At 71.1% G+C, this 24928-nt stretch carries 18 protein-coding genes and 3 tRNA genes; 10 read left to right on the top strand and 11 right to left on the bottom strand.

Annotation, left to right across the window (positions count from 1 at the left end):
- Window position 1: 1 nt before the first annotated feature.
- Both ACVGV0_RS21945 and ACVGV0_RS21940 read right to left on the bottom strand, forming a co-directional pair.
- Window positions 2-616 carry a YigZ family protein gene (locus ACVGV0_RS21945; RefSeq protein WP_459157573.1) on the bottom strand — a complete coding sequence of 205 codons (615 nt, stop codon included), beginning with the start codon at window positions 614-616 and terminating at the stop codon, window positions 2-4.
- A gap of 474 nt (window positions 617-1090) precedes the next feature.
- On the bottom strand, window positions 1091-2212 hold the full coding sequence (locus tag ACVGV0_RS21940; protein WP_459157572.1) for a 5-methyltetrahydropteroyltriglutamate--homocysteine S-methyltransferase: 1122 nt from the start codon (window positions 2210-2212) through the stop codon (window positions 1091-1093).
- Window positions 2213-2373: 161 nt separating this feature from the next.
- On the opposite strand from ACVGV0_RS21940, the gene ACVGV0_RS21935 reads away from it, so the two are divergent.
- Window positions 2374-3528 carry an FAD-dependent monooxygenase gene (locus ACVGV0_RS21935; protein WP_459157571.1) on the top strand — a complete coding sequence of 385 codons (1155 nt, stop codon included), beginning with the start codon at window positions 2374-2376 and terminating at the stop codon, window positions 3526-3528.
- A 77-nt stretch (window positions 3529-3605) separates the two neighbouring features.
- Here the strand turns inward: ACVGV0_RS21935 and ACVGV0_RS21930 are convergent, their stop codons facing one another.
- The 4 genes from ACVGV0_RS21930 to ACVGV0_RS21915 form a co-directional block, all read right to left on the bottom strand.
- Window positions 3606-4436, bottom strand: coding sequence for an aldo/keto reductase (locus ACVGV0_RS21930; RefSeq protein WP_459157570.1), 831 nt, complete (start codon window positions 4434-4436; stop codon window positions 3606-3608).
- Between the two features lie 180 nt (window positions 4437-4616).
- Window positions 4617-5855, bottom strand: a complete 1239-nt coding sequence (locus ACVGV0_RS21925; protein WP_459157569.1) for an MFS transporter — start codon at window positions 5853-5855, stop codon at window positions 4617-4619.
- Window positions 5856-6295: 440 nt separating this feature from the next.
- Entirely contained in the window at window positions 6296-7999 is a 1704-nt protein-coding gene (gene ctaD / locus ACVGV0_RS21920; RefSeq protein ID WP_459160100.1) for an aa3-type cytochrome oxidase subunit I, read from the bottom strand.
- Between the two features lie 801 nt (window positions 8000-8800).
- Window positions 8801-9397: an SACE_7040 family transcriptional regulator gene (locus tag ACVGV0_RS21915; RefSeq protein ID WP_459157568.1), complete on the bottom strand. Its 597-nt coding sequence runs from the start codon at window positions 9395-9397 to the stop codon at window positions 8801-8803.
- An 83-nt stretch (window positions 9398-9480) separates the two neighbouring features.
- Here ACVGV0_RS21915 and ACVGV0_RS21910 point away from each other — a divergent pair, with 83 nt between their 5' ends.
- The 3 genes from ACVGV0_RS21910 (at window position 9481) to ACVGV0_RS21900 (ending at window position 14394) form a co-directional block, all read left to right on the top strand.
- The gene (locus ACVGV0_RS21910; RefSeq protein ID WP_459157567.1) at window positions 9481-11094 is read left to right on the top strand and encodes a carboxyl transferase domain-containing protein; all 1614 of its coding nucleotides are present in this window, start codon (window positions 9481-9483) and stop codon (window positions 11092-11094) included.
- 87 nt (window positions 11095-11181) lie between these two features.
- Window positions 11182-13236 carry an acetyl/propionyl/methylcrotonyl-CoA carboxylase subunit alpha gene (locus ACVGV0_RS21905; RefSeq protein WP_459160099.1) on the top strand — a complete coding sequence of 685 codons (2055 nt, stop codon included), beginning with the start codon at window positions 11182-11184 and terminating at the stop codon, window positions 13234-13236.
- On the top strand, window positions 13237-14394 hold the full coding sequence (locus tag ACVGV0_RS21900) for an acyl-CoA dehydrogenase family protein (protein ID WP_459157566.1): 1158 nt from the start codon (window positions 13237-13239) through the stop codon (window positions 14392-14394).
- A 154-nt stretch (window positions 14395-14548) separates the two neighbouring features.
- Here ACVGV0_RS21900 and ACVGV0_RS21895 read toward each other — a convergent pair whose 3' ends face one another.
- A complete protein-coding gene (locus ACVGV0_RS21895) occupies window positions 14549-15112 on the bottom strand; it encodes a ribbon-helix-helix domain-containing protein (protein ID WP_459157565.1) in 564 nt (187 codons plus the stop codon).
- Window positions 15113-15592: 480 nt separating this feature from the next.
- Here ACVGV0_RS21895 and ACVGV0_RS21890 point away from each other — a divergent pair, with 480 nt between their 5' ends.
- The 6 genes from ACVGV0_RS21890 to ACVGV0_RS21865 all read left to right on the top strand — a co-directional run bounded on the left by ACVGV0_RS21890 (window position 15593) and on the right by ACVGV0_RS21865 (window position 18607).
- Window positions 15593-15829: a hypothetical protein gene (locus ACVGV0_RS21890; RefSeq protein ID WP_459157564.1), complete on the top strand. Its 237-nt coding sequence runs from the start codon at window positions 15593-15595 to the stop codon at window positions 15827-15829.
- A 229-nt stretch (window positions 15830-16058) separates the two neighbouring features.
- Window positions 16059-16664: a TetR family transcriptional regulator gene (locus ACVGV0_RS21885; RefSeq protein WP_459157563.1), complete on the top strand. Its 606-nt coding sequence runs from the start codon at window positions 16059-16061 to the stop codon at window positions 16662-16664.
- Between the two features lie 352 nt (window positions 16665-17016).
- Window positions 17017-17089: transfer RNA gene (locus ACVGV0_RS21880), tRNA-Glu, on the top strand.
- A gap of 28 nt (window positions 17090-17117) precedes the next feature.
- Window positions 17118-17194 (top strand) — tRNA-Asp (locus ACVGV0_RS21875).
- A gap of 27 nt (window positions 17195-17221) precedes the next feature.
- A tRNA-Phe gene (locus ACVGV0_RS21870) sits at window positions 17222-17295 on the top strand.
- A 397-nt stretch (window positions 17296-17692) separates the two neighbouring features.
- Window positions 17693-18607, top strand: coding sequence for an NAD-dependent epimerase/dehydratase family protein (locus ACVGV0_RS21865; protein WP_459157562.1), 915 nt, complete (start codon window positions 17693-17695; stop codon window positions 18605-18607).
- Window positions 18608-18713: 106 nt separating this feature from the next.
- On the opposite strand, the gene ACVGV0_RS21860 is transcribed toward ACVGV0_RS21865, so the two are convergent.
- Genes ACVGV0_RS21860 through ACVGV0_RS21845 form a run of 4 tightly spaced genes read right to left on the bottom strand, consistent with a single transcriptional unit; the run spans window position 18714 to window position 24383 of the window.
- Entirely contained in the window at window positions 18714-20660 is a 1947-nt protein-coding gene (locus tag ACVGV0_RS21860; RefSeq protein ID WP_459157561.1) for a PIG-L family deacetylase, read from the bottom strand.
- Complete coding sequence (locus ACVGV0_RS21855; RefSeq protein ID WP_459157560.1) at window positions 20657-22918, bottom strand: hypothetical protein; 2262 nt, start codon at window positions 22916-22918, stop codon at window positions 20657-20659. Before ACVGV0_RS21855 ends, ACVGV0_RS21860 begins: the two co-directional genes overlap by 4 nt.
- On the bottom strand, window positions 22912-23334 hold the full coding sequence (locus ACVGV0_RS21850; RefSeq protein ID WP_459157559.1) for a GtrA family protein: 423 nt from the start codon (window positions 23332-23334) through the stop codon (window positions 22912-22914). Before ACVGV0_RS21850 ends, ACVGV0_RS21855 begins: the two co-directional genes overlap by 7 nt.
- Entirely contained in the window at window positions 23331-24383 is a 1053-nt protein-coding gene (locus tag ACVGV0_RS21845; protein ID WP_459157558.1) for a glycosyltransferase family 2 protein, read from the bottom strand. Before ACVGV0_RS21845 ends, ACVGV0_RS21850 begins: the two co-directional genes overlap by 4 nt.
- Between the last annotated feature and the right edge of the window lie 545 nt (window positions 24384-24928).

The raw sequence follows: 24928 nt of genomic DNA, 5'->3' as shown, positions 1-24928 counted from the left end.
CTCACACCTCCGCGAACAGCACCTCGCCGAGCTCGACCTCGGCCGCGCCCGCCGTCACCTCGCCGAGCCACGAGCGCAGCTCGTCCACCGATTCCTCCGGCACGTGGACGTGGAACCGCGCCCGGTCGCCGTACTCGACCCCGGCGACGTGGTGGCCCGCGGAGTGCAGCTCGTTGTCCAGCTTGCCCGCGGTGGCGTAGTCGGCGGTGACGAACACCACCCGGACCGGGCGGCGCTGCACCGTCCCCACGACCTCCAGGGCCTCCGAGACCGCCCCGCCGTAGGCGCGGATGAGCCCGCCGGCGCCGAGCAGGACGCCGCCGAAGTACCGGGTGACCACGGCGACCGCGTTGGTGATCTCGTTGCGCCGCAGCACCTCCAGCATCGGCACGCCGGCCGTGCCGGCCGGTTCCCCGTCGTCGCTGGACTTCTGGACCTCGCCGCGGTCGCCCAGCACGAACGCCGAGCAGTTGTGCCGCGCCTCGTGGTGCGCGCGCTTGCGCTGCGCGATCACCTCGCGGGCCTCCTGCTCGGTGGTGACCGGGGTGAGGGAGCAGAGGAACCGGGACTTCTTGATCTCGGTCTCGTGCTCTCCGGTCTGCCTGAGCGTGCGCATGCGGCTCCCTGTCGGCGGCGACGTCGACCGCGATCCTCTCACCGGCGGTTTCGCGGCAGGGCAGCGCGTTCGCAGGTCACCGTGGTGCAGTCAACATCTCGTGGACGCGGCTACCACCCCTCCCGCGGAGGCACGTACGGTCGATTCCCATGGAGCAGGCAGCGAGTCCGTTCGAGCCCGGTGCGCGGGTACGTGCCACGTTCGGTCGCTTTCGGGACCAGGTGGGCACGGTGACGGAAGCGGCCACGGGGCTTCCGGAGGTCTTCGACGACCCCGTTCTGTGGGTGCGGTTCGACGGGGACTCCGAGCCGGGTCTGGTGGCCAGCCAGTTCCTGGAAACGGCGGCCTGAGCGGCGGTGGCCGCGCCCGCCGGCGCTCGCGCCGGGCGGCCCTGCCGGTGACGAACGCCCGCCCGGTCCGCGCGGCCCCGCTCGTGCCCGGTCCGCACCCGTGCTCGACCCCCAGGCCCCGCGTTCAGCCCCACACCTCGGCGGCCGTTTCGACGACGAGCCGGAGCTTGGCGGCCTGCTGCTCGCGGGTCAGCTCGTTGCCTTCGGAGGTGGAGGAGAAGCCGCACTGCGGCGACAGGCACAGCTGGTCCAGGTCGATGTAGCGGGCGGCCTCCTCGATCCGGCGCTTGAGCCGGTCCTTCGACTCCAGCTCACCGGTCTTGGTGGTGACCAGGCCGAGCACGACGACCTTGTCCCGCGGGACGAAGCGCAGCGGTGCGAACCCGCCGGAGCGCTCGTCGTCGAACTCGAGGAAGAACCCGTCGACGTCCAGCTCGTTGAACAGCTGCTCGGCGACGAAGTCGTAGCCGCCCGCGGCGGCCCACGAGGAGCGGTAGTTGCCGCGGCACATGTGGGTCGTCACCGCCATCGTCCGCGGCCTCTCGCGCAGCGCCTCGTTGATGAGCTCGATCGTGCGCTCGTGCTCGTGCTCGGCCTCGCCGCCGCGGGCGACGAGCTGTTCGCGCTGCCGCGGGTCGTTGAGGTAGGCCAGGCTCGTGTCGTCGAGCTGGAGGTAGTGGCAGCCCAGGTCCGCCAGCGCGCGGACCTGGCGCCGGTAGGCCGCGGCGAGGTCCGCGCGGAACTGCGCGGGGTCGGGGTAGACGTCCTCGTCCAGGGCGGTCTTGCCGGCGCGGAAGGTCAACATCCCGGGTGAGGGGATCGTCAGCTTCGGCGTCGCCGTCGTCGCCTGCTCGCGCAGGTAGGTGAAGGCCTCCCCGAAGATCGTGCGCTCCAGTCCGACCTCGCCGTCCACCCGCAGGTCCGGCGTGCTGAACTCGACGTCCCCCTCGGCGTTGTGGAAGCGGACCTGCAGCTCCGAGTCCGCCGCCTTCGACACACCGGAGAGCTGGTAGAGGAAGTCCATGTGCCACGAGGTGCGGCGGAACTCGCCGTCGGTGGCGCTGAACAGCCCCACGTCCTCCTGCGCGGCGACGGCTTCGGCGATCGCCTCGTCCTCGATCTCGGCCAGGCGCGCGTCGGACAGCCGGCCTGCCGCGTGCTCGGAGCGCGCGTCGAGCAGGCGCTGCGGCCGGAGCAGGCTGCCGACGTGATCGGCCCGGAACGGAGGTGTGATGCGTGGACTCATGTCCGGCAACCTAATGGCCGCGTGCGCACCTGACCAGGGTGCTGATCAACGGAGCGGAAAGGTGACTTGCAGCACGCTTCGTGGTGGAGCAGCCGGGGAGGAACCTCGAAAGGTGGATAACATGACAGCAACGACGTGCTACTGACCCACGGATGGAGACGATGCGTGTTCTCGTAATCGGGGGCGGAATCGGAGGACTCGCCATCGCGAACGGGCTGCTCGCCCGGGGGCACGAGGTCGAGGTCTTCGAACACGCCGAGAGCTACCGCACCGGCGGGGCCGGCATCACGATGTGGAGCAACGGTACCGCTGCGCTGCGGGAGCTGGGCGTCGACATCGAACGGGCCGGTCGCCGCCTGCACAGCCTCCGTTCGCTCACCGACTCCGGCCGCCTGCTGTGGGAGGCCGACCTCGACGCCGTCACCGAGCAGCTCGGCGCTCCCACCGTGCAGATCCCGCGCCGGGTGCTGATGCGCAAGCTCGGCGAGCAGCTGCCCGCGGGCGCGGTGCACTTCGGGCGCCGCTGCGTGGGCATCGCGGAGCACCCCGACCGGGTGGTCGCGACGTTCGCCAACGGCAGCCAGGCCACCGGCGACGTGCTCATCGGTGCGGACGGCCAGCGCTCCGCGGTGCGCCGCTCGGTCGTCGGCGGCCGCCTCGCCCGCCCCACCGGCTGGGCCAGCTGGCAGGGGCTCACCGCCACCGACCTGCCCGTCACCCGCGGGAACCGCACCCTGAACATCGCGGGGCGCGCCGCGCACGCCGGGCTCATCCCCAGCGGCTCCGGCCTGCTGCACTGGTGGTTCGACATGCCCTGGAAGGACGGCGACCCGGTCGCCTCGGTCACCGACCTGCGGCGCGTGTTCCGCGGCTGGCCGGAACCCGTCGAGGAGTTGCTCGCCAGCGTCACCGACGAGGACCTGAGCTTCTTCCCGCACATCCGCCACGACGTGCCCCGGGTGTGGGGCGGTGAGCGCACCACGCTGCTCGGCGATGCCGTGCACGCCATGCCGCCGGCCGTGGCGCAGGCCGCCAACCAGACCATCGAGGACGCGTGGGTGCTCGCCGAGTGCCTCACCCGCGGCGAGGGCGAGCCCGCGCCGCTGCTGCGGGCCTACGAGCAGCAGCGCCTGCCGCTGGTGCGCAAGGTCTCCCGCACGGCGGCGCTCACCGCGGCGCAGCGCAACACGCCGCTGCAGCGCCTCGGCAAGCTCCCCCGCTGGATCGCCACCCGCAGCCAGGTCGTGTCGCTGCGCGCGGGCAGCAGCGTGCTGCGCGGTCTCACGCCGCCGCGCCCCCGGTTCCACCCGGCCTGAACGCGCAGCGCACCACGCGGAAGGAGCGGGGGCACCAGGTGCGTCCCCCGCTCCTCGCGTGCGCCGGTGCGCTCCGGTCAGCCGTTGAGCTCCTCCGGGTTCGGGCCGACGCGCTCACCGGTCTCCAGGCCGGTGATGGCCTGCATGTCGTCCTCGGCCAGTTCGAAGTCGAACACGTCGATGTTGGCCTCGATGCGCGCGGGCGTCACCGACTTCGGGATGGTGACGTTGCCCAGCTGGATGTGCCACCGCAGGACGATCTGCCCCGGGGTCTTGTCGTACTTCTCGGCCAGCGCGGTGACCGTCGAGCTGTCCAGCAGGCCGTTGTTCCGGCCGAGCGGGCTCCACGCCTCGGTGGCGATGCCGTGCTCGGCGTGGAACGCGCGCAGCTCCGGCTGCGGCAGGTTCGGGTGCAGCTCGATCTGGTTCAACGCCGGCACGACGTCGGTTTCCTCGAACAGCCGGCGCAGGTGCGGCACGTGGAAGTTGGACACGCCGATGGCCTTCGCGCGGCCCTCGTCGTGCAGCCGCTCGAACGCCTTCCAGGTGTCGACGAACCGGTCCTTGGCGGGCAGCGGCCAGTGGATCAGGTACAGGTCGACGTAGTCGAGCCCGAGCTTGTTGAGGCTCTCGTCGAACGCCTGCAGCGTGCTGTCGTAGCCCTGCCGGTCGTTCCACAGCTTGGTGGTGACGAACAGGTCCTCCCGCGACAGGCCCGAGTCGGCGATCGCCTTGCCGACGCCCTCCTCGTTGCCGTACACGGCGGCGGTGTCGATCTTGCGGTACCCCGCGCGCAGCGCGGTCAGGATGGGCTCGACGACCTCGTCGTCCGGAACCTGGAACACGCCGTACCCCAGCTGCGGCATGGACGCACCCGTGTTCAGCGTGATGTTCGGAACCTGAGCCATGTGTTGTCTCTCCTCAGCCAAAGTTGCGTCGTGCGGCCCGAGATGGTCGCGATGCGGCATGCACGTCTCACCGTACCGGTGGACGGCGGGGGAGCGTTCCGTCCTCGGCCGCCCGCGCCGCGCGGCAGCGGCCCGCCCAGGTGCCGCGCGGCGGGGGCGCGGTACCCGAGCGCCGGCGGGTCAGCCGCGCGCGTCGGCGAGCTCCGCCGCGTCCGCGGCAGCCTGCTCGCCACCGCCCTCCGTGCGGTGCGAGGCCACGACCTCCGGGGCGTGCTGCGGACGGCGGTCGGACCAGACGGAGACGACGGCGAACCCGAGCCCGGCCAGCGCGAGCACCGCACCGATCCAACTCGGCGACAGCAGGCCGAACCCGGCGCCGAGCACGACACCGCCGGCGGAGGCGCCCAGCGAGTTGGCGATGTTGAAGGTGGACTGGATGCTGGCCGAGCCCAGGGCGGGGGCGTCCTTGGCGAGGTCCAGGATGCGCCCCTGGATGCTCGGCATGGCGGTGAACGCGGTGGCGCCGATGAGGAACACGTTGACGGTGGCCAGCACCGCGTTGTGCGCGGTGACGGTGAACAGCGCCAGGCTCGCGGCCAGTCCGCCCAGCCCCGCGCACAGCGTCCACATCGGAGCGATGTCGCCGAGCCGGCCGCCGAGCGCGGTGCCGGCGGTCATGCCCACGCCGAACACCGCCAGCAGCACGGTCACCGCGGTCGGGGTGAAGCCGGTGATGCCGGTGAGGACCGGCTTGATGTAGCTGTAGAAGGAGAACGTCGCGGCGAAGCCGAAGACGACCACGCCGAACGCGAGCCACATCCGGCCGCGCAGGAACGTGCGCAGTTCCCCGCTGAGGCTGACGTTCTGCGGTTTGGGCTGCTGCGGGACGAGGGCGGCCACCGCGATCAGCGCGGCCAGGCCGATGGCCGCGACGAGCCCGAAGGTCCAGCGCCAGCCGAGCTGCTGGCCGAGCAGCGTGCCGACCGGGACGCCGACGATGTTGGCCACGGTCAGGCCGATGAACATCATCGAGATCGCCTGCGTGCGCTTGTGGCTCGCCACCAGGCTGGCCGCGACCACCGCGCCGATGCCGAAGAACGTGCCGTGCGGCAGCCCGGAGACGAAGCGGGTGACCAGCAGCATGCCGTGGTTGGTCGCGAACGCCGAGCCGAGGTTGCCGATGGTGAACAGCACCAGCATGTTCAGCAGCATGGTCTTGCGGTGGGCGCGCATGCCGGCGATCGTCAACAGCGGTGCGCCGATCACCACGCCGAGCGCGTACAACGAGATGTAGCTGCCGGCGACCGGTTCGGACACGTGCATGGCCGAGGCCACTTCCGGCAGCAGCCCCATCATGACGAACTCGGTCGTGCCGATTCCGAATGCGGCGATGGCCAGTGCTAGCAGTGCAACGGGCACAGAAGTCTCCCCTGAACGAGTGCCGTACTGGTGCGTTCAGCTCCGCCCGGTGCGGTTCTCGCTGCGGCGGAGGCGGTGAAGAATCAGGAAGACGACGAACGGTGGCGCTCCCCGGACGTCCTCAACGATAGATCGTCCACGCCGTGTTCCCCCAGCGAATATGAACCGCGCCACGTCGCTGACCTGCGCGAAAACGGGAAAGATCCGCGCCCGGCGTGATCAGTGCCCATTGTGGACGAAATGTGGGACGGGCCTCGCGGCACCGTGCACAAACGCGTTCGGGGAGCATTGTGCGCATCGCCAAAACGGCGCGTCCGCGCTCTCGTTCCTGCGGAAGAACGGCTGAATTTTTGCCCGTTGCTCATTCCGGGCGAGTGCACCGCATCCGGGGCGCGGGTCCGGGGCGTTCGGGGCGTTCGGGACCCGCGCGATCGGTGGGGCTACTCGCGCTCGGGGTTACGCCCGGAATCGGGCTTTTCGCCCGATTCCTCCGCCGCTCCCCGCTCCCGCGGGCCGAGCCCGGCGTGCGCCTCGCTCTCGAGGCGCTCGACCATGTGCGGGTAGTGCAGCTCGAACGCGGGTCGGATCGAGCGCACGCGCGGCAGCTCGGTGAAGTTGTGCCGCGGTGGCGGGCAGGAGGTGGCCCACTCCAGCGAGTTGCCGTGCCCCCACGGGTCGTCGACGTTCGCGATGGTGCCGTAGCGGTAGCTCTTGAACACGTTGTACAGGAACGGGAGCATCGAGGCGCCCAGGATGAACGCGCCGACCGTCGAGATCGCGTTCAGCGTGGTGAACCCGTCCGAGGGCAGGTAGTCGGCGTAGCGGCGCGGCATGCCCTCGTTGCCCAGCCAGTGCTGGATCAGGAACGTGGTGTGGAAGCCGATGAAGGTCAGCCAGAAGTGCAGCTTGGCCAGCCGCTCGTCCACCATCCGGCCGGTCATCTTCGGGAACCAGAAGTACATGCCCGCGAACACGGCGAACACGATCGTGCCGAACAGCACGTAGTGGAAGTGCGCCACGACGAAGTACGTGTCCGTGACGTGGAAGTCCAGCGGGGGCGAGGCCAGCAGGATGCCGGTCAGCCCCCCGAGCAGGAACGTGATGAGGAAGCCGACGGAGAACAGCATCGGCGACTCGAACGTCAGCTGCCCGCGCCACATCGTGCCGATCCAGTTGAAGAACTTGATGCCGGTCGGCACGGCGATGAGGAACGTGGTGAACGCGAAGAACGGCAGCAGCACCGCGCCGGTGGCGAACATGTGGTGCGCCCACACCACGGCCGAGAGCACGCCGATGAGCAGGGTCGCGAAGACGAGGCCGGTGTAGCCGAACAGCGGCTTGCGGCTGAACACCGGCAGGATCTCGGTGACGATGCCGAAGAACGGCAGCGCGACGATGTAGACCTCGGGGTGGCCGAAGAACCAGAACAGGTGCTGCCACAGGATCGCCCCGCCGTTGGCCGGGTCGAACACGTGCGCACCCAGGTGCCGGTCCGCGAGCAGCCCCATCAGCGCCGCGGTGAGGATGGGGAAGGCGAGCAGGATCAGGAAGCTCGTCACCAGGATGTTCCAGCAGAAGATCGGCAGCCGCCACATGGTCACCCCGGGGGCGCGCAGGCACACCAGCGTGGTGATCATGTTGACCGCGCCGAGGATGGTTCCGAGGCCGGAGACGAGCAGCCCCGCGATCCACACGTTGCCGCCCATCCCGGGACTCGCCTCCGGGCGGGACAGCGGTGCGTAGGCGGTCCAGCCGAAGTCGGCTGCGCCCCCGGGCATGAGCAGGCCGGACAGCACGATGAGACCGCCGAGCAGGAACAGCCAGTAGGAGAAGGCGTTCAGCCGCGGGAACGCCACGTCCGGCGAGCCGATCTGCAGCGGCAGGATCACGTTCGCGAAGCCGAACACGATGGGGGTCGCGAACAGCAGCAGCATGATCGTGCCGTGCATGGTGAACAGCTGGTTGTACTGCTCCTGCGACAGGAACTGCAGGCGCGGGTAGGCCAGTTCGCCGCGCATCAGCAGCGCCATGAAGCCGCCGATGAGGAAGAACCCGAACGAGGTCGCCAGGTAGAGCATCCCGATGCGCTTCGGGTCCGTCGTGTAGATCCACGACAGGAACGCGCCCTTGTTCCCGCGCGGCATCGCGTGCGGCCGGGTCGGGGCCGGTGTCGTCGTAGGAGTGGTGGTCAACACGCACCTCCGGGACCTGGGACGCGGGGCCGACGCCGGACGGGGATCGGCGGAACCGATCCGGGTGCGGTCGACACCGCGCGTGCTCGCCCGGTAGCGGTCGGCGTCCACCCAGTCTCCTCGGGCAGCGATCGCACGCAACCGAGCGCGCCGGGCTGATGCAAGTCGAACTGGAGTTCGCACGATGGTGGGCAACGCGGTCGACGTGCTGGCGAACTGCTGTTCGCTCCGCACATCCTGGGGCCATGACGAGCGGAGGAGCGCACGTGATCACAGGTGCTGCGGTGGTCGCAGGTGCAGCAGGTGCTGTGGAGGTCGCTGCGGCCGGAGGGGTTGCTGCGGGCGGGGCAGCGGGGCGCGCGCCGGCGGCGGTGCGCCCGGTGGCGGTGCTGCGCAGGTCCGGCACCGCGGCCCGGGCGCCACCAGGCGCGTGCTGCGCCGCCCGTTCGTCGGGCGGAGTGGCTGGCCGCACCGCCCGGTGGTCGCCCGGTGCTGTGATCACCCGGCGCTGTGCTCGGCCGTCCGGTGCGGTGGCCGCCGTGCGGTGACGTGCTCTCGCACGGGTGTTGTGAAACGTGTTCGGCGGACCTTGACAACTCCACAGTGGAGGCGCAGCTCGCGGGCCCGTGGCGGGCCGGGCGTCCCGCTCGTCCGGGGAAGGCCTGCTCGTGCTGCGCAGCGACGTCCCGTCCCGGTGCGGCGGATGGCGGGCGGTCTCGCGGGGCGCGGTGCTCGGGCGGCCGGGGCGCCTCCTCAGGCGCTCTCCGCGGCGGGAGGCGCCTGGCCGGCCCGCTCGAGGGCGGCCCACGCCATGCCGTGCAGCAGTCCCGTCATGGCCTCGGTGCCGAGCTGGGCGCTGTGCGGCGTGGAGTTGATCAGCCCGAACACCGCGTGCGCCGTCGCGCGCGCGGTGTCGGCCGGCATCCCGGGGTAGCGCGCGCGCATCGCGTCGGCCCACACCTCGACGTACTCGCGCTGGAGCTCGCGGACCTGCCGCCGGCTCGGTTCCGCGAGGCTGTCGAGGTCGCGGAACTGCACGGTGATCAGCGCCCGGTCGGTGAGGGCGAACTCCACGTGCCAGCGCAGCAGCCGGTCCAGCGCCTCGCCGCTGTCCGCGGCGAGGCCGACGCGTTCGCGCGCCCCGTGCAGCAGCCGTTCGCTGATGCCGGTGAGCATTTCGGCCAGCACCGCTTCCTTGCTGCGGAAGTGGCGGTACAGCGCGGGCCCGCTGATGCCGACGGCGGCTCCGATGTCGTCGATGCCGACGCCGTGGAAACCGTACTGCGCGAAGCGCTCCGCGGCCGCGGCGAGGATCTGCGTGCGGCGGGATTCCTGCGCGGATGGGTCCATGGCTGCGATGCTAGACGAGTGAGTTAGTGCACGTTAACATAGCCGCGTTAACGCTTACTAACGCGCTTTGCGGAGGTAGCCGTATGGAGGCGCCCGTCCTGGGCACCGCGGTGGACGTCCACGCGGAGGACTTCCAGCGCAACGCCGAGCACCACGCGCGGCTCGCCGCGGATCTGCGCGCGCGGCTCGACGCCGTGCGCGCGGGAGGTTCGCAGAAGGCGCGGGCGCGCCACGTCGAGCGCGGCAAACTGCTGCCGCGCGACCGGGTGGACGGGCTGCTCGACCGCGGAGCTCCCTTCCTGGAGCTCTCGCCGATGGCCGCGCACGGCATGTACGACGACGAAGCGCCCGGCGCCGGCATCATCACCGGCATCGGGCGGGTCGCCGGACGGGAGTGCGTCATCGTCGCCAACGACCCCACCGTCAAGGGCGGCACGTACTACCCCGTGACGGTCAAGAAGCACCTCCGCGCGCAGGAGGTCGCGCTGCAGAACGCCCTGCCCTGCCTGTACCTGGTGGACTCCGGCGGGGCGTTCCTGCCGCGGCAGGACGAGGTGTTCCCGGACGCGGAGCACTTCGGCCGCATCTTCTACAACCAGGCGACGATGTCGGCCCGCGGGATTCCGCAGCTCGCGGCGGTCCTCGGGTCGTGCACCGCGGGTGGGGCCTACGTGCCGGCGATGAGCGACCAGGCCGTCATCGTGCGCGACCAGGGCACGATCTTCCTCGGCGGGCCGCCGCTGGTGAAGGCGGCCACGGGCGAGGAGGTCAGCGCGGAGGAGCTCGGCGGCGGACGGCTGCACACGCACACCTCCGGCGTGGCCGACCAGCTCGCCGCCGACGACGCCGACGCCCTGCGCCAGCTGCGCACGATCGTGAGCACCCTCGGGCCGCCCGCCGAGGCGCCGTGGCAGGTGCACGCGGCCGAGGAGCCCGCGGTCGACCCCGGGGACCTGTACGGCGTGGTGCCACCGGACACGCGCACTCCCTACGAGGTCCGCGAGATCATCGCGCGGCTGGTGGACGGCAGCCGCTTCGCCGAGTTCAAACCGGACTACGGCACGACGTTGGTGACCGGTTTCGCGCGCCTGCACGGGCACCCCGTGGGCGTCATCGCGAACAACGGGATCCTGTTCGGGGAGTCCGCGCAGAAGGGGGCGCACTTCATCGAGCTGTGCGACCAGCGCAGGACTCCGCTGGTGTTCCTGCAGAACATCTCCGGGTTCATGGTCGGCAAGGAGTACGAGGCCGGCGGTATCGCCAAGCACGGCGCGAAGATGGTCACCGCGGTGTCGTGCGCCCGCGTCCCCAAGTTCACGGTCGTGATCGGCGGGTCGTTCGGCGCGGGCAACTACTCGATGTGCGGGCGGGCCTACGAGCCGCGGATGCTCTGGATGTGGCCGAACGCGCGCATCTCGGTGATGGGCGGTGAGCAGGCGGCTTCGGTGCTGGCCACGGTGCGGCGCGAGCAGATGGAGCAGCGCGGCGAGGACTGGCCGGCCGCGGACGAGGAGGAGTTCAAGCAGCCCATCCGGGAGCAGTACGAGCACCAGGGGCACCCGTACTACTCGACCGCCCGCCTCTGGGACGACGGGGTGATCGACCCCCGCCAGACCCGGGACGTGCTCGGGCTGTCCCTGTCGGTGGCGGCGAACGCGCCGCTGGACCCCGCCTCGTACGGGGTCTTCCGGATGTGACGCCCTCGCACGTGATGCGAGCGCAGGTGTGACGTGAGGGCATCGGCAGTACCGGAACGCAGTGCCGGGAGGAGTGGACCAGTGGGCTTGTTCGACACCGTCCTCGTCGCCAACCGCGGGGAGATCGCCGTGCGCGTGATGCGCACGCTGCGCCGGCTCGGCATCCGCTCGGTGGGCGTGTACAGCGATGCCGATCGCGACGCGGCCCACGTGCGGGAGGCCGATGTCGCCGTGCACCTCGGGCCGAGCGTTGCCGAGAAGAGCTACTTGGACATCGCACGGCTCGTGGACGCGGCGCAGCGCACCGGTGCGGCGGCGGTGCACCCGGGGTACGGGTTCCTCTCGGAGAACGCGGAGTTCGCACGTGCGTGCGAGGCGGCGGGCCTGGTGTTCATCGGGCCGCCGGCCGAGGCGATCGACGCGATGGGGAACAAGATCCGGGCGAGGGAGACCGTTTCCGCGGCGGGTGTGCCCGTGGTGCCCGGGTACTCCGGCGCGGCTCAGGACGATGACCGCCTCCTCGCCGCCGCCCGCGACATCGGTTTCCCCGTGCTGTTGAAACCCGCGGCGGGCGGTGGTGGCAAGGGCATGCGCGTGGTCACCGGGGAGGGCGAGTGGCCCGAGCTCATCGCCGCTGCACGCCGCGAGTCCGAAGCCGCGTTCGGGGACGCGACGATGCTGCTCGAGCGCTACGTCGCCCGGCCGCGGCACATCGAGGTCCAGGTGCTCGCCGATGCGCACGGCACGGTGCTGCACCTGGGCGAGCGCGAGTGCAGCCTGCAGCGGCGCCACCAGAAGATCGTCGAGGAGAGCCCCTCGGTGCTGCTGGGGCCGGAGGAGCGTGAGCGCATCGGGCGATCAGCCGCGGAGGTGGCCCGTGCGGTCGACTACGTCGGTGCGGGCACGGTCGAGTTCGTCGTCTCCGCGCAGCGGCCGGAGGAGTTCTTCTTCCTGGAGATGAACACTCGCCTGCAGGTCGAGCACCCGGTAACGGAGATGGTGGCCCGCTTCGGCGGGGACGGGGGCATTGACCTCGTGGAGCAGCAGGTCCGCATCGCCGCGGGTGAGCAGCTGCCCTGGTGGCAGGAGCAGCTGCACCTGGACGGGCACGCCGTGGAGGCCCGGGTGTACGCCGAAGTCCCCGAACAGGACTTCGTGCCCGCGAGCGGGCGGGTGCACGCGCTGCACGAGCCGCACGGCCCGGGGGTCCGCGTGGACTCGGGGATCCGGGAGGGCAGCGTCGTCGGCACCGACTACGACCCGATGGTGGCCAAGATCGCCGGGTGGGGCGCGGACCGCGGTGAAGCCCTGCTGCGGCTCGACTCCGCGTTGGCCGAGACCGCCCTCCTGGGGGTGCGCACCAACATCGCGTTCCTGCGGACGCTGCTCGCCGACGCGGACGTGCGCTCCGGCGACATCGACACCGGCCTGGTCGAACGGGTGCGGGAGCGGTCCTCGCCTCCGGAGGCGCCCGAAGCGGTCTACGTCGCCGCTGCACTGGAACGGCGCCACGCGGCGGAACCGGCGGGGAGCGTGACCGACCCCTGGTCCGTCCCGAGCGGATGGCGTCTCGGCGAGCCCGCGTGGAGCCTGTGGCGCCTCTCCGCAGGTGAGGGCGAGCGCCGCGTGTACGTGCGCGGACGGGCGCACGACGCGCAGGTCGCCGTGGAGACGGCCGAGTACCGCGAGGCGGGGGCGGATGCGTCCGCGAACGCGCCCGCGACGGGCAGCGAGGTCGTTCCCGCCAGCCTCGCGGTGCGTGGTTCCGAGCTCCTGCTGTCGCTGCGCGGCCGCACCTGGCGGTACCGCTGGGCCCGGACCGAGGACGCGACGTGGCTCGCCGCCGACGGCCGGCAGTGGGAGATCGCCGAGCGGGACCTGCTCACCGATGCGAGCGCGGAGGTGGGCGCGTCCGAGGGCTCGGTGGTCAGCCCCATGCCGGGAACCGTGCTGACCGTGGACGTGTCCCCGGGGGAGCAGGTGCGCGCCGGCCAGCGGCTGTGCGTCGTCGAGGCGATGAAGATGGAGCACACGATCTCCGCGCCGTTCGACGGACTCGTCGCCGACGTCAGCGTCCGCGCCGGGGACTCGGTGCGGCTCGAGCAGGTTCTGGGGACCGTGAAACCCGTCGAGGAGGCTTGAATGGTGGATCACCGGCTCGATGCGGAGCACCGGCAGCTGTGCGAAACCGTGCGGGAGTTCGCGCGCAGCGAGGTCGCGCCCGTGATCGGGGACTACTACGAGCGCTGCGCGTTCCCCTACCCTCTGGTGCGTTCGATGGGGGAGATGGGGCTGTTCGGCCTGCCGCTGCCCGAGGAGTACGGCGGCATGGGCGGCGACTACTTCGCGCTGTGCCTGGCGCTCGAGGAGATCGCGCGTGTGGACTCCTCACTGGCGGTGACGCTGGAGGCGGGGGTGTCGCTCGGGGCGATGCCGGTGTACCGCTTCGGCGATGAGGAGCAGAAGGCCACCTGGCTGCCCCGGTTGAGCACGGGCGCCATCCTCGGCGCGTTCGGGCTGACCGAGCCGGACGGGGGGTCCGACGCGGGGGCAACGCGGACGACCGCGAAACTCGACGGCGCTGAGTGGGTGCTCAACGGGTCCAAGGAGTTCATCACGAACTCGGGAACCGAGATCACCGGGCTGATCACGGTGACGGCGGTGACCGGGCAGAAGGAGGACGGAGGCAAGGAGATCTCCACGATCATCGTGCCTGCGGGAACACCGGGGCTGACGGTGGCGGAGAAGTACTCCAAGGTCGGGTGGAACGCTTCCGACACGCACGCGCTGTCGTTCTCGGACTGCCGCGTTCCGTCGGAGAACCTCCTGGGAACGCGTGGGAAGGGGTACGCCCAGTTCCTGTCGATCCTGGAGGAGGGGCGTGTTGCGATCGCGGCGCTGGGGGTTGGTCTGGCGCAGGGCTGCGTCGACGAGTGCCGCCGCTACGCCGGCGAGCGCACTGCTTTCGGACGACCGATCGGGAAGAACCAGGCGATCCAGTTCAAGATCGCGGACATGGAGGCGCGGGCGCACACGGCTCGCCTGGCCTACTACGACGCCGCCTCCCGCATGGTCGGCGGTGACCCCTTCGGGCGGCAGGCGGCGATCGCCAAGCTCACCTCGTCGAACGCGGCGATGGACAACGCGCGGGACGCGACCCAGATCTTCGGCGGGTACGGGTTCATGAACGAAAGCCCGGTGGGGCGGTTCTACAGGGACGCGAAGATCCTCGAAATCGGTGAGGGCACCAGCGAGGTGCAGCGGATGCTCATCGCGCGGGATCTCGGCGTCGAGGGGTGACCGGGCCGCCGCGGCCGCTCCACCACCGCGGGAGGTCCGCCGGGTGCGGGTGGAGGGCGGTGTCGCGCGGCAGGTTGCCGCCGCTCGGGTGAGCTGCAGCAGGTGCGCGTCCTGCGCCGATGCAGCCACCGCAGCAGCCGGGCGGACCGGTGCCTCAGCGGCCGAGCTGGCCGTGCGGGATCGTGATTTCCTCGGTCTGCTCGGGATCGGGCAGGCGGTTCCCGCTCCACGTCCTGGTGTGGGCGCCGTCGGGATTCACCGGCGGTTGGGCGGGTCTCGTTTCCACGCCGAAGTCCTGCTCCGGCCAGGCGTGCTCTTCGGGCATCCCCCCGGGGGCGTCGGTGGTGCGCACCGTGGCAGTCGTCGTGGGTTGCCCCGAATGCGCCGAGCGGGGCGGCGCTGCTTCGTTCGTGGGTTCCTGGAGTGAGCCGTCGGGTTCGGCGAGGTGCTGCAGCACCCAGTCCCGCGCGAGCGCGGCTGGGGAAGTGCCCTGCTTGGCGGCGAGCTCCTTGAGGCGCTCGTTCGCGAGCAGCGGCAGGCGCAGCTGGTAGACCTGGGAGTTTCCGAACCTGCGCCCGGAGCCGGTGCTCTCCACGTCTTCTTCGGGAGTCAGCGCCGCGAGGTACGAGTCCAGCTCATGGTCGGCTTCAGCCACCTGTTCGTCCTGCCAGTCCGTGTCCTTCTGGCGGCGGTTGCTCTTCGCGCGTCCGAGTGCCACGCGCACACGATAACGGTTCGATTGCGGGACACGAGTCCGTGTGCGGCGAGTCACCCCGTCGTGGTGCAGGAAGACCCCCGCGCCGGGGGGAGGAGCGCGGGGGTGTGGAGGACATCTTCACTGAGGCTGACCGCGTCAGCAGGATGGAGTCTCCCACGCGTGGGCGCGTTCGCACGGGGTGCGCGGGTGCGGCCCGACGTCCGCGCCGGGCGGAGAGCTTCCGACGTGTCGTGCATCACCGGGACTCACGCGGCGAGCTCGGCGCTGCTCTGCTTCGATGGGGCGTATCGCGGTGCTGGCAGCGGGGCTGCCGAGGAGGTCCAGTGTGGACTCCCCGCCCGGGAAGGTCCAGCAAGATCCATTCCGGGTGCGTGGAACCGTTTGATTACTTTCCGTTTATAGTAAATCACTCTCTGGGGGGCTGCGGGGCTTCGTAACCTGTGGATAGCCTGCGGCCGACACCCGAGCCGGGGAGGCATCATGTACGGGTCGCTCGACGTGCGGAAATTCTTGTTGCAGCAGGGCGAGAGCCTCTCGCGGTCGTCCGCGGTGCCCGGTCCGCGCGAGGGGGATTCCCCGCGGATTTCGCAGGAGAAGATCCACCGCGCGCGCATTGCCGTGGCGCGGGGCGCGCACGACGCCGAAGACTGCCGGATGCTGTTGGACATGCTCGGCCTCACCCCGGACGAGGACGGCACTCCGCCGGCTGCGCGCTGAGTCGGTGGAGCTGCGATTTCCCGGGTGGTGCGCGGCGCCAGCGTGATCAGTGCTGCACACGGACGCCACGCGCCCGCGTGCGCGTGGCGTCCGTGTGCACCGGTTGTGCGGGCACGATGCTGACGCGGTAACTTCACGTGACGTAGTTGATCACTCTTTCGTGGGTTATGTCGTCCACGAACGGGAACTCGCACGGGAGCCGCGCATGCCCCAGCAGCACCGTGCTCGGGTGACGCGAGGTGCCATCCTCCTGGCTGCTGCCGAGGAGTTCGAGCGGATCGGCTACCCGGGGGCCACGCTCGGGGCGATCCTGCGGCGCAGCGGGGTGACCAAAGGTGCCTTCTACTTCCACTTCGATTCGAAGGAAGCCGTGGCCGGTGCGCTGGTCGGTGAGTACGAGGAAGTCTGCGCGCGGCTGTGGCGGTACTGGGCCGCGCGGCGTGTCGACCCCCTGTCGACGGCCGTGGGGCTGACCCGGGACGCCGCGGAAGCGCTCGAACGTGATGTGCGGGTCTGCGCAGGGCTGTACCTGGCCTGCGTGTGCGATGTCCCCCCTGCCGAGTCCGCTGCCCCCGAAGGGGTGGTCCGGCTGCCCCTCGTGTCGGCTGCGGAGAGCAGCGTGGTCTCCCGATTGCTGCGTCGGTCCGCGGAGCGGGGGCAGTTGCGCGCGGAGGTGGATCCGCTCGTGGTGGCGCGCCTCGTCCACGATGTGCTGCTCGGTCTCTGGTTCGACGGAGCGCCGCGAGAGGGGGGCGTCGCGCGCGTGACGGAGACGTGGCGTGCTCTCCTGCGCGGAGTGGCCGCCCCCGGTGTGCGCGCCGAGCTCTGCGGCTAGACGTGCTTGTTCGCGAGGGGGCGGCCCGCAGTGCTCCGCGGTGGGCACTCCGCGGCGCGGGGTGGTCGCCGAGCAGCGGGCATGCCGCAGCGACGACCGGGATGAGTTGCGGATCACAGTGTCGCCAACGAGCCCGACACGTCGCGACGAAGGGCCCGCGAGGCGGCTCGGTGATCCCCAGCGGGTTCCGCGCGAGCGGAAAAGTGCAGGTCATCATGCTTTCTCGGGGTATCTCGCGGGAAAGGGGGACCCCCTGTGCGAGTCCGCCTTCGCGGTGTCGTAAGCTTTTACTGCTCCCAACGGAAGGCAGCCCGAGCGGGAAGCCGGTTGGAGGCAAGGTCGAGACGGCCAAGCCCCCATCGTCTAGTGGCCTAGGACGCCGCCCTTTCAAGGCGGTAACGCGGGTTCGAATCCCGTTGGGGGTACGATATAACTGAAGAGTTCGATGAACATGGCCCAGTGGCGCAGTCGGTTAGCGCGCCGCCCTGTCACGGCGGAGGTCGCGGGTTCGAGTCCCGTCTGGGTCGCCATAGCGGGCGGTGCGTCCGCCCCCGCACGGCCAGGTAGCTCAGTTGGTACGAGCGTCCGCCTGAAAAGCGGAAGGTCGGCGGTTCGACCCCGCCCCTGGCCACCGCGATGAGCTGCGAAAACGGCCTCCACGGAACCCCGTGGGGGCCGTTTCTCGCTCGTTGGTCTCAGTTCGAGGGCCAGAACTCCTGGTTCACAACCGCTACGGCCCGGTCGGCCTTCCAGGAGCGTGCGCGCAGCGCAGTCATGCGCGCGGAGCGCTGCTCCGCGGTCCCCGAGTGGCCGGTGATCTCCCGCGCGTCCCGTTCAGGACCTGCGGGAATCACCAGGGCGGGGTCGTCGGGGCGACGTGGCGGTGAGACCGCGCACCCTCCGCCGCAGGTGCGCTCTTCCCCGCTCGGTTCGGTGCTGCAACGGCCTCCGGTTCGTTTCCCGTCACAAGCCGCAGCGCTGTCTCGTCTCGGTGTCGAGGGCCGTACCGGGGAGAGGAGCGTGGCACGATGCGGGTGTTCGTGGCAGGCGGTGCCGGGGTCATCGGGCGGAGCCTGGTGCCGCAGCTGGTGGCCCGAGGGCACCAGGTGACGGCGACGACGACGAGCGCGGGCAAACTGGGGCAGCTGGAGCAACTGGGCGCCGAGGGCGTCGTGATGGACGGGCTGGACGGCGGTGCTGTCGGTGAGGCCGTGGCCGCGGCCCGGCCGGACGTGATCGTGAACCAGATGACGGGACTGTCCACCGAGCACGCCGGCAAGCCGAACCTCAGCAGGCCCGAGCGCTTCTTCGCCGCCACCAACCGGCTGCGCGCGGAGGGGACCGATCACCTGCTGGCAGCTGCCGATGCGGCCGGCGTCTCCCACGTCGTCGCGCAGGGGCACGCGAGCATGAACGGTCTCCGCCAGGGCGGGCGGATCAAGACCGAGGAGGAGCCCCTGGAGGTGATCGAGGGGACGAAGGCGATCCGCCACCTCGAGGACGCGGTCGTCGGGGCCGGCGGCGCGGTGCTGCGTTACGGCGGGTTCTACGGCGCGGGTGCCAACGACGACCAGGTCAAGTTCGTGCGCAAGCGGATGTTCCCCCTGGTCGGGGCAGGAACGGGTTACTTCTCGTGGGTGCACGTCGACGACGCCGCCAGCGCGACCGTCCTGGCCGTGGAGCAGAAGGCGGCAGGTCTGTTCAACATCGTCGATGACGAGCCGGCGCCGGTCAGCGAGTGGCTCCCCCACCTGGCGCGGTGCGCCGGCGCCAAGTCGCCGCGGCGGCTCCCGGTGTGGCTGGCCCGCCTGCTGGTCGGCGAGATGGTGGTGGGCATGATGACCGAGGGACGCGGTTTCTCCAACGCCAAGGCCAGGCGGGAGCTCGGCTGGGAGCCGAAGTACCCGTCGTGGCGGCGGGGTTTCGAGGCAGAACTGGCATGACCCGGGCGAGGAGTTCGCGCAGTTGCGACCGCTCCCGCCTGGAGGGCCTCCGGCCGCGTCCCCCGGCCACCGGTCGGAGCGGCGGGCCTCCGGGGCTCGCGTCCGCTCAGTCGGCCTGCTCCGCGGAGCGGGGAGGCGCGGTCACCGCGGGGTGCCACCCCGTGAAGGTGAGATCGGCGGGTCCCCACTCGCCGGTGTTGGACACGAGTCTGCCGTTGGCGCCGAGCCCGATGAGCGTGATGTCGCCGTTGGGCTCGGTGACCGCTGCGGGGTGATCGGTGACCACGCCACCCAGGTCGGTCCAGTTTCCCCGCGGTCCGGGCCGCTCGGCCACGTGCACCGCGCCCGCGGCGTCCCGGGCGACCCGGATCAGGTCCGAGCGCCCCGGTCCCGCCTCGGCCAGTACCGGTTCGCCGATCCCGCCGGGACTGGGCAGCGCGCCCTGCTCGTCCCACCGGCCCTGCGGGGTGAGTGCGCGCTCGACCAGCTCACCACCGCGGTTCGTGCGCACCAGCAGCCGGATCCGACCGTCGCGGCCCCGCTCGGCCGCCGGTGCTCCCGCGGGGCTGACGGGGCCGATCGGCACCGCCTCGCTGCGTGCGGCCCCGTCCCGCGGAACCTCCCAGTGCAGCACCTGTTCCCGGGTAGCGGCGAACACGTGCACCGCACCTCCCCGGCCGGGGACCACCGAGAGGCCGTCCTGGACGTCGGCTCCGCCGAGGTCGGTCCACGGCTGCCACCGCAGGCTCCCGGGGGCGGTCTCCCGGCGGATGCTGACCCCGCCCGCGGCGTTCTTCAGCGCCAGCACGACCCGGCCTTCCGAGTCCACGGTGCCGGCGGGCTGTCCGTTCTGGGAGGGATCGGTCCCGCCGGGGGTGTCCAGGACCTGCCAGCGCCGGGGCCAGGTTCCCTTCCGGTCCTGCCGCTTGACCAGGAGGCGCGCCCCGTCCTCGCGCTGCGCGACCAGCGTCAGCCGTCCCCGCCCCTCGCCCAGCACCGAGATCTGCGGGCGGAGGGGCCCGGGCAGCGGCCGCAGCTGCGGACCTCGCCAGGTGCCTCCCGCGGTGCGCGTCCAGTGCGCGAGGCCGCGCGCCTGCACGGAGAACGCCTGCACCCTGCCGTGCACGCCCCGCCCCGCCCACGTGCCGCGGCGCGGCCACCGGTAGGCGCTGCGGTCGCTCCACGTCTCGTAGATGCCTCCTTCGGTGAGCACGTCGTGCGCGGAGTACGCGGCGAACGCCTCCCGCGTCGTGCGCTTGTCCTGCTCGGACAGACCGCCCGGTGCGTCGGCGACGTTGTAGTCGCGGTAGGTCAGCACCGTCGGCGGGAAGGAGTCGGACCGATGCGCGGCGAGGGCCTCTTCGGCCAGCACCGCCCCCGCGACGTGGTCCGGGTGGTTGTGGAACCCGTCCCAGCTGGGCTGGTAGCGCTCGTCCGGCTGGTCGTCCTGCAGGCGCACCACGGTGGGCCGGAACGTGTCGAACAGGGTGGTGAGCGCGGTGACCACCGCCCTCCGGTCGTACGCCTGGGGGCGCTGCGCTGCGGCACCGGCCGGAACCGTCGTGTTGACGGTGACCGAGCCCTCCCGGTCGTGCATCAGCCGGGTCAGCGCGTGCTCACCGCGCTGCGTGTTCGCGTCCTCGGGCAGGTTCAGGAACACCAGCTTGACGTCGGGGGCTGCGCGCAGCGTGTTGAGCTCGGCGACACGTCCCTGCCCCACCGGGATCGTGCTGCGCTTCCAGTCGTTCGGCTTCCGGGCCATTTGCGCGTAGCTGGCCCGGGTGCCCTCCTGGCGCTCGGCGCTGTAGCGGGCCGGTTCGGCCACGTCGCTCTCGCCGGCGGTGAGGTAGATCCCGGTGGTGGGACGTCCGGCGCGCAGCCCTTCGGCCAGGTCGGGGTTCATGAACAGGACGTCGTCGTCGGGATGGGCCACGACCTGCACGTAGCGGGCCTGCGGGGGCGGGTGCGGTGTGGTGTCGCGCTGCGGGGGCGCCTGGCACGAGGCCAGGAGCGCGAGCACGGCCGCGATGGCGAGTCCGGCGGTCCTGCTCATCGGGCCACCCCGGCAGCCGCGGCACCGTCCCGGCGACGCGCATGGATCTGGTGGAGGCCGGCGCCGGCGGCCAGCAACGCCCCACCCGCGGCCGCCGTCAGCCCCAGGCGCATGTTCGGCGGGGTCCAGGTCAGCTCGAGGTGTCCCGGCCCGTGCTGCCCGGCGGGCAGCACGACTTCCAGCAAACCGGCCGGCCCGGCGCGCGCGGGGACCTCGACCCCGTTCCAGGTCGCGGTGTAGCCGGGCCAGGCGATCTTGGCGAAGACCAGCCGTCCGGTCCCGTCCCCGGTGCGGTCGACATCGGCGACTTCGCGGGTCGCGGTCTCGGAGACGTCCGAGCCCACGCGCAGGTTCGGTGAGCTCCAGCTGAGGTAACCCGTGCCGGCGGAGGCGACTTCGTCGCGCCGCAGCACGCTGACCCGTTCGTTGCGCTCGGCGAGGTGCCATCCCTCCGGCACGGCGGGCTGCGGGATGAGCTTGTGCTGGACGACGACCGTGTCGAGCAGCAGCAGGTCCGCGAGCTGGGCGTGCGCTCCCTCCGGTGGGCGCCACAGCGCGTCGTAGGCTTCCGGGCACGACGAGCCCTCGTAGCGCATGCACAGGAGGTCGGCGAACTCCTTGAAACCGATCCCGGTGTACGAGCCGAGGTTGTTCACCCCGGACGGGAGGTAGGAGTTGCCGACGGCCATGTCGCGCCACATCTCCCGCGGCCCGTCCGGTGGTTCCTCCTCGTTCAGCGCGGTGTCGGCGATCTGCAGCACGCGGCCCTCGTAGCGGCCCGCGTAGTTCTCCCGCATCTGCTGCGGGGAGCTCGGGAAGAAGTGGTGCAGGTCGGTGCTGCCACCGACGAACCAGAAGACCTGCGCGGAAAAGGTGAGCACCGTGCCGATCTGCAGCACCGCGCCCAGCCGCCGGGTCCCGCGCGTCCGGGAGGCCAGCACCGCAGCGGCGACCAGGATGCCGATCAGGAGCGCGAGGAAGACGGCGCGGCGCAGTGCTACGGGGTCGGGACTGCGCGCGGTGGTGAAGTACGTGGTCAGCAGCAGCACGATCGCCGTGCCGGCGGCACGGTAGCGCCAGCGGTCCAGCCGCAGCCCGGCGGTGAGCACCACGGCCAGCAGGACGGCCGCGGCGAGGTATCCGTAGTGCACCACCCGCAGCGGCCAGCGGAACATCCACACCTCGGAGGGCCCGAGGATCGCCAGCAGGTACCCGGCCGCGATCACGAACACCCCGGACAGCTCGCGCCAGCGCCTGCGCAGCACGGTCCAGTCGCACCAGAACGCCAGCGGGACGGCGAACCAGCAGAAGTACACCGCGGGTACGCCCACGTCGGGGACGTCCGGGACGTAGGTCGGCATGCTGAGGTTGAGCAGGTCGCCGAGGTGCGGCGCCAGCTCGCCCGTGTTGCTCACCCCCGCGGAGGTACGCCAGGTCATGTGGCTGGTGCGCACCAGCGGCAGGTAGACGAGGGGCACGACCGCCCCGATCGCCGCGGACACCAGCAACAGCCGCCGGACCCCGGCCCAGCTCCGCTGCAGCCCGGCCTCGAGCAGCGCAGCGCCGAGCACCGCGCAGACGCCGAGCAGGCCGTAGGGGTTGCCGGCGGTCACGGCGAGCGCACCGAGCAGGAACACCCAGAAGGCGTTGGTGCGGCCGCGCATCGTGCGGCGAGCGGCCAGCCAGACGAACGGCACCCACACGAACGCCAGCAGCGCCGCGGGCCACTTCGCCACGTCGTAGTAGAGCAGGGAACCGGCGAACGGCAGCGCTGTGGCGAGCGCGCTCGCCGGCCAGCGGGCCGCCCCGTACTCGCGGCACACCAGGTAGCAGCCCAGTCCCAGCGCTGCGAGAGCGATGGTCCGCACGACGATGCCGGCGACCCCCAGGTCCGAGGCGAACGAAACCCCCACCCACACCAGGGCGTGGACCGGGTTCCAGATGCCGAACAGCGTTTCGGCGGCGAGGTTTCCGCCCATCAGCAGGTCCGGTTCCAGCAGCGGCGGCCAGACACCGTCCCGGACCTGGTGGCCCAGGTGGTACCACATGGGCAGGATCTGGTTGGCCGCGTCGTCGGCGAAGTAGAACCAGCCCGGGCGCAGGACGGGCAGCTGCGCGAGGGCGGCGATGAGCAGGCAGGTGATCACCGGTGCTGCCAGGCGCCCGCGGTCGCGGGGGCGACCGCGGCTGCGGTCAACGGCGGGCGGCCGGGTGGTGGCCTTCTCAGCGGGGTCGACTGCGACGCTGCGCGTCACCATGATTTCCCAATCGTCAGCGAATCTTCGGGGGCTGCGCTGGGCGCGCGGTTCGGGGAGGTCAGGATCAACCGGCTCACCAGGTAGGTGGCCGGGGTGGCGAGCAGTCCGCCCAGCACGGTCGAGAGCAGGGGGTGGATGCCGGCCACTTCGACCAGCAGCCACATCGCGGTGGCGCTGACGGCGAGGTTGGTGGCGTTCGACGCCGGGTACAGCAGGAAGGTGCGCAGTCGTGGCCGGACGTGGAAGGTGAAGCGGCAGTTGAGCAGGTAGGACGCCGACATCGCCACGGTCGTGGCGAGCACGTGCGCGAGCAGGTACGGGACCAGCAGCCAGGCCGCCAGGTAGACCAGGTAGTGCACGGCCGTGTTCACGGCTCCCACCACGACGAAGCGTCCGAACTTGCCGGTTTCGCTCACTCCGCGCACGAGCGTCCCCCGGTTCCCGTGGCGGGATCGGCGACCAGCGGGTCCTCCTCGGTGGGTCGGCGCGGCGCGATCAGGCGGGGGAAGGAGCTGACGCCCTTCGGCAAGGCCGGTTGCTGGCTCATCGAGCCGCCGGACTCCTCGACGAAGTAGTGCGGCCGGTTCTTCGTCTCGAAGTAGATGCGCCCCACGTACTCGCCGATCACGCCCAGGAACAGCAGCTGCATCCCGCCGAACCCGGCGATGCCGACCATCAGGGTGGCGTATCCCGGGACTCCCGGCTCGCCGGTCAGCCCGGAGATGACCACGTACACGGCGTAGACGAAGGCCAGCAGCGTGACCGCGCTGCCGAGGTATATCGCGGCGCGGAGCGGTTTGTTGTTGAACGAGATCACGCCGTCGATCCCGTAGTTGACGAGCTTGCCGAAGCTGAAACCGGATTCGTCGTACTTCCGGGTAACGTTGCGGTAGGGCAGGGTTGTGGTGCGAAAGCCCGCCCACGCGAACAGGCCCTTGGAGAACCGGTTGCTCTCGGGCATGGACAGCACGGCATCGGCGGCCCGGCGGGAGAGCACGCGGAAGTCGCCCGCACCGTCCTCGAGCGGGACGTCGGCGAGCTTGTTGACCCCGAGGTAGTACATCTTGGACAGCAGTGATCTGATCCGCGGTTCCCCGTGCCGGTCTCGGCGCGCGACGACCTGGTCGTAACCGGACTCCAGCAGCACGAGCATGTCGTTGATCAGCCGCGGCGGGTGCTGCAGGTCCGCGTCCATGAGCAGCACCCGGTCGCCGGTGGCTTCGCGGATTCCGGCGAGCAGCGCGGCCTCCTTGCCGAAGTTGCGGCTCAGCGACAGGTACCTGTAGTGCCGGTCCAGAGAGCTCAGCCGCCGGACTTCCTCGAGCGTGCCGTCGGAACTGCCGTCGTCGACGAGCACGACCTCGTACTGCCCCACGAGCTCAGGCAGCACGGTGTTGAGCTCGTCGCGGAGCTCCTTCAGGCCGCGTTCTTCGTTGAAGCACGGAACCACAACAGAAAGATCCATGATCGCTCTCGCGCAAGATCGGTAAATCCGGAAATCAACTCTGCTGAAATCGATCACTCGGCAGGCCCTGCTAAACCCCCGACGGGCGGTTCGGCGGAGCCGGGTCGAGTTGCGCGCGAAAGTGATCTGCCGCAGCTTTCTCGGTGCGCGCGCCCCGTTTTCCGGAAATTGATCTCCACGTCCGCTCCGGTGTGCGTGTTTTCCGCGGGCCCGTTGCTGCGGTGGTGTTTCCGCGTGTCGAGGCGTAGCATTCGCCACCTCCGAGATCGTCGCGGCCGGACCGGGTGATGGCAGGGCGGAACGGTTCGTGCATCTGCCGGGCGCGCCGGTCACCGAATTCCCGTTCGCCTATCGATCAGGTCCCGATTGACGGTAATCGAGGCGCATTCCGGCCGCACACCGACATCATTCCGGCCACTCCATAGCGTGATCTGTGCACGCGGGACGAGCCGGACGCGTTCGGGGGCTCGGCGGGTGTTGCCGCCGACGACTCGGCGCGCTGTGCCGCAGGCGGGCCCTTTTCGCCCGCGCCAGCACGTTTCGCG

The organism is Salinifilum ghardaiensis (assembly GCF_054491345.1).
The sequence above is the reverse complement of the archived record's forward strand: the minus strand, read 5'-3'. Positions and strand labels throughout refer to the sequence as shown.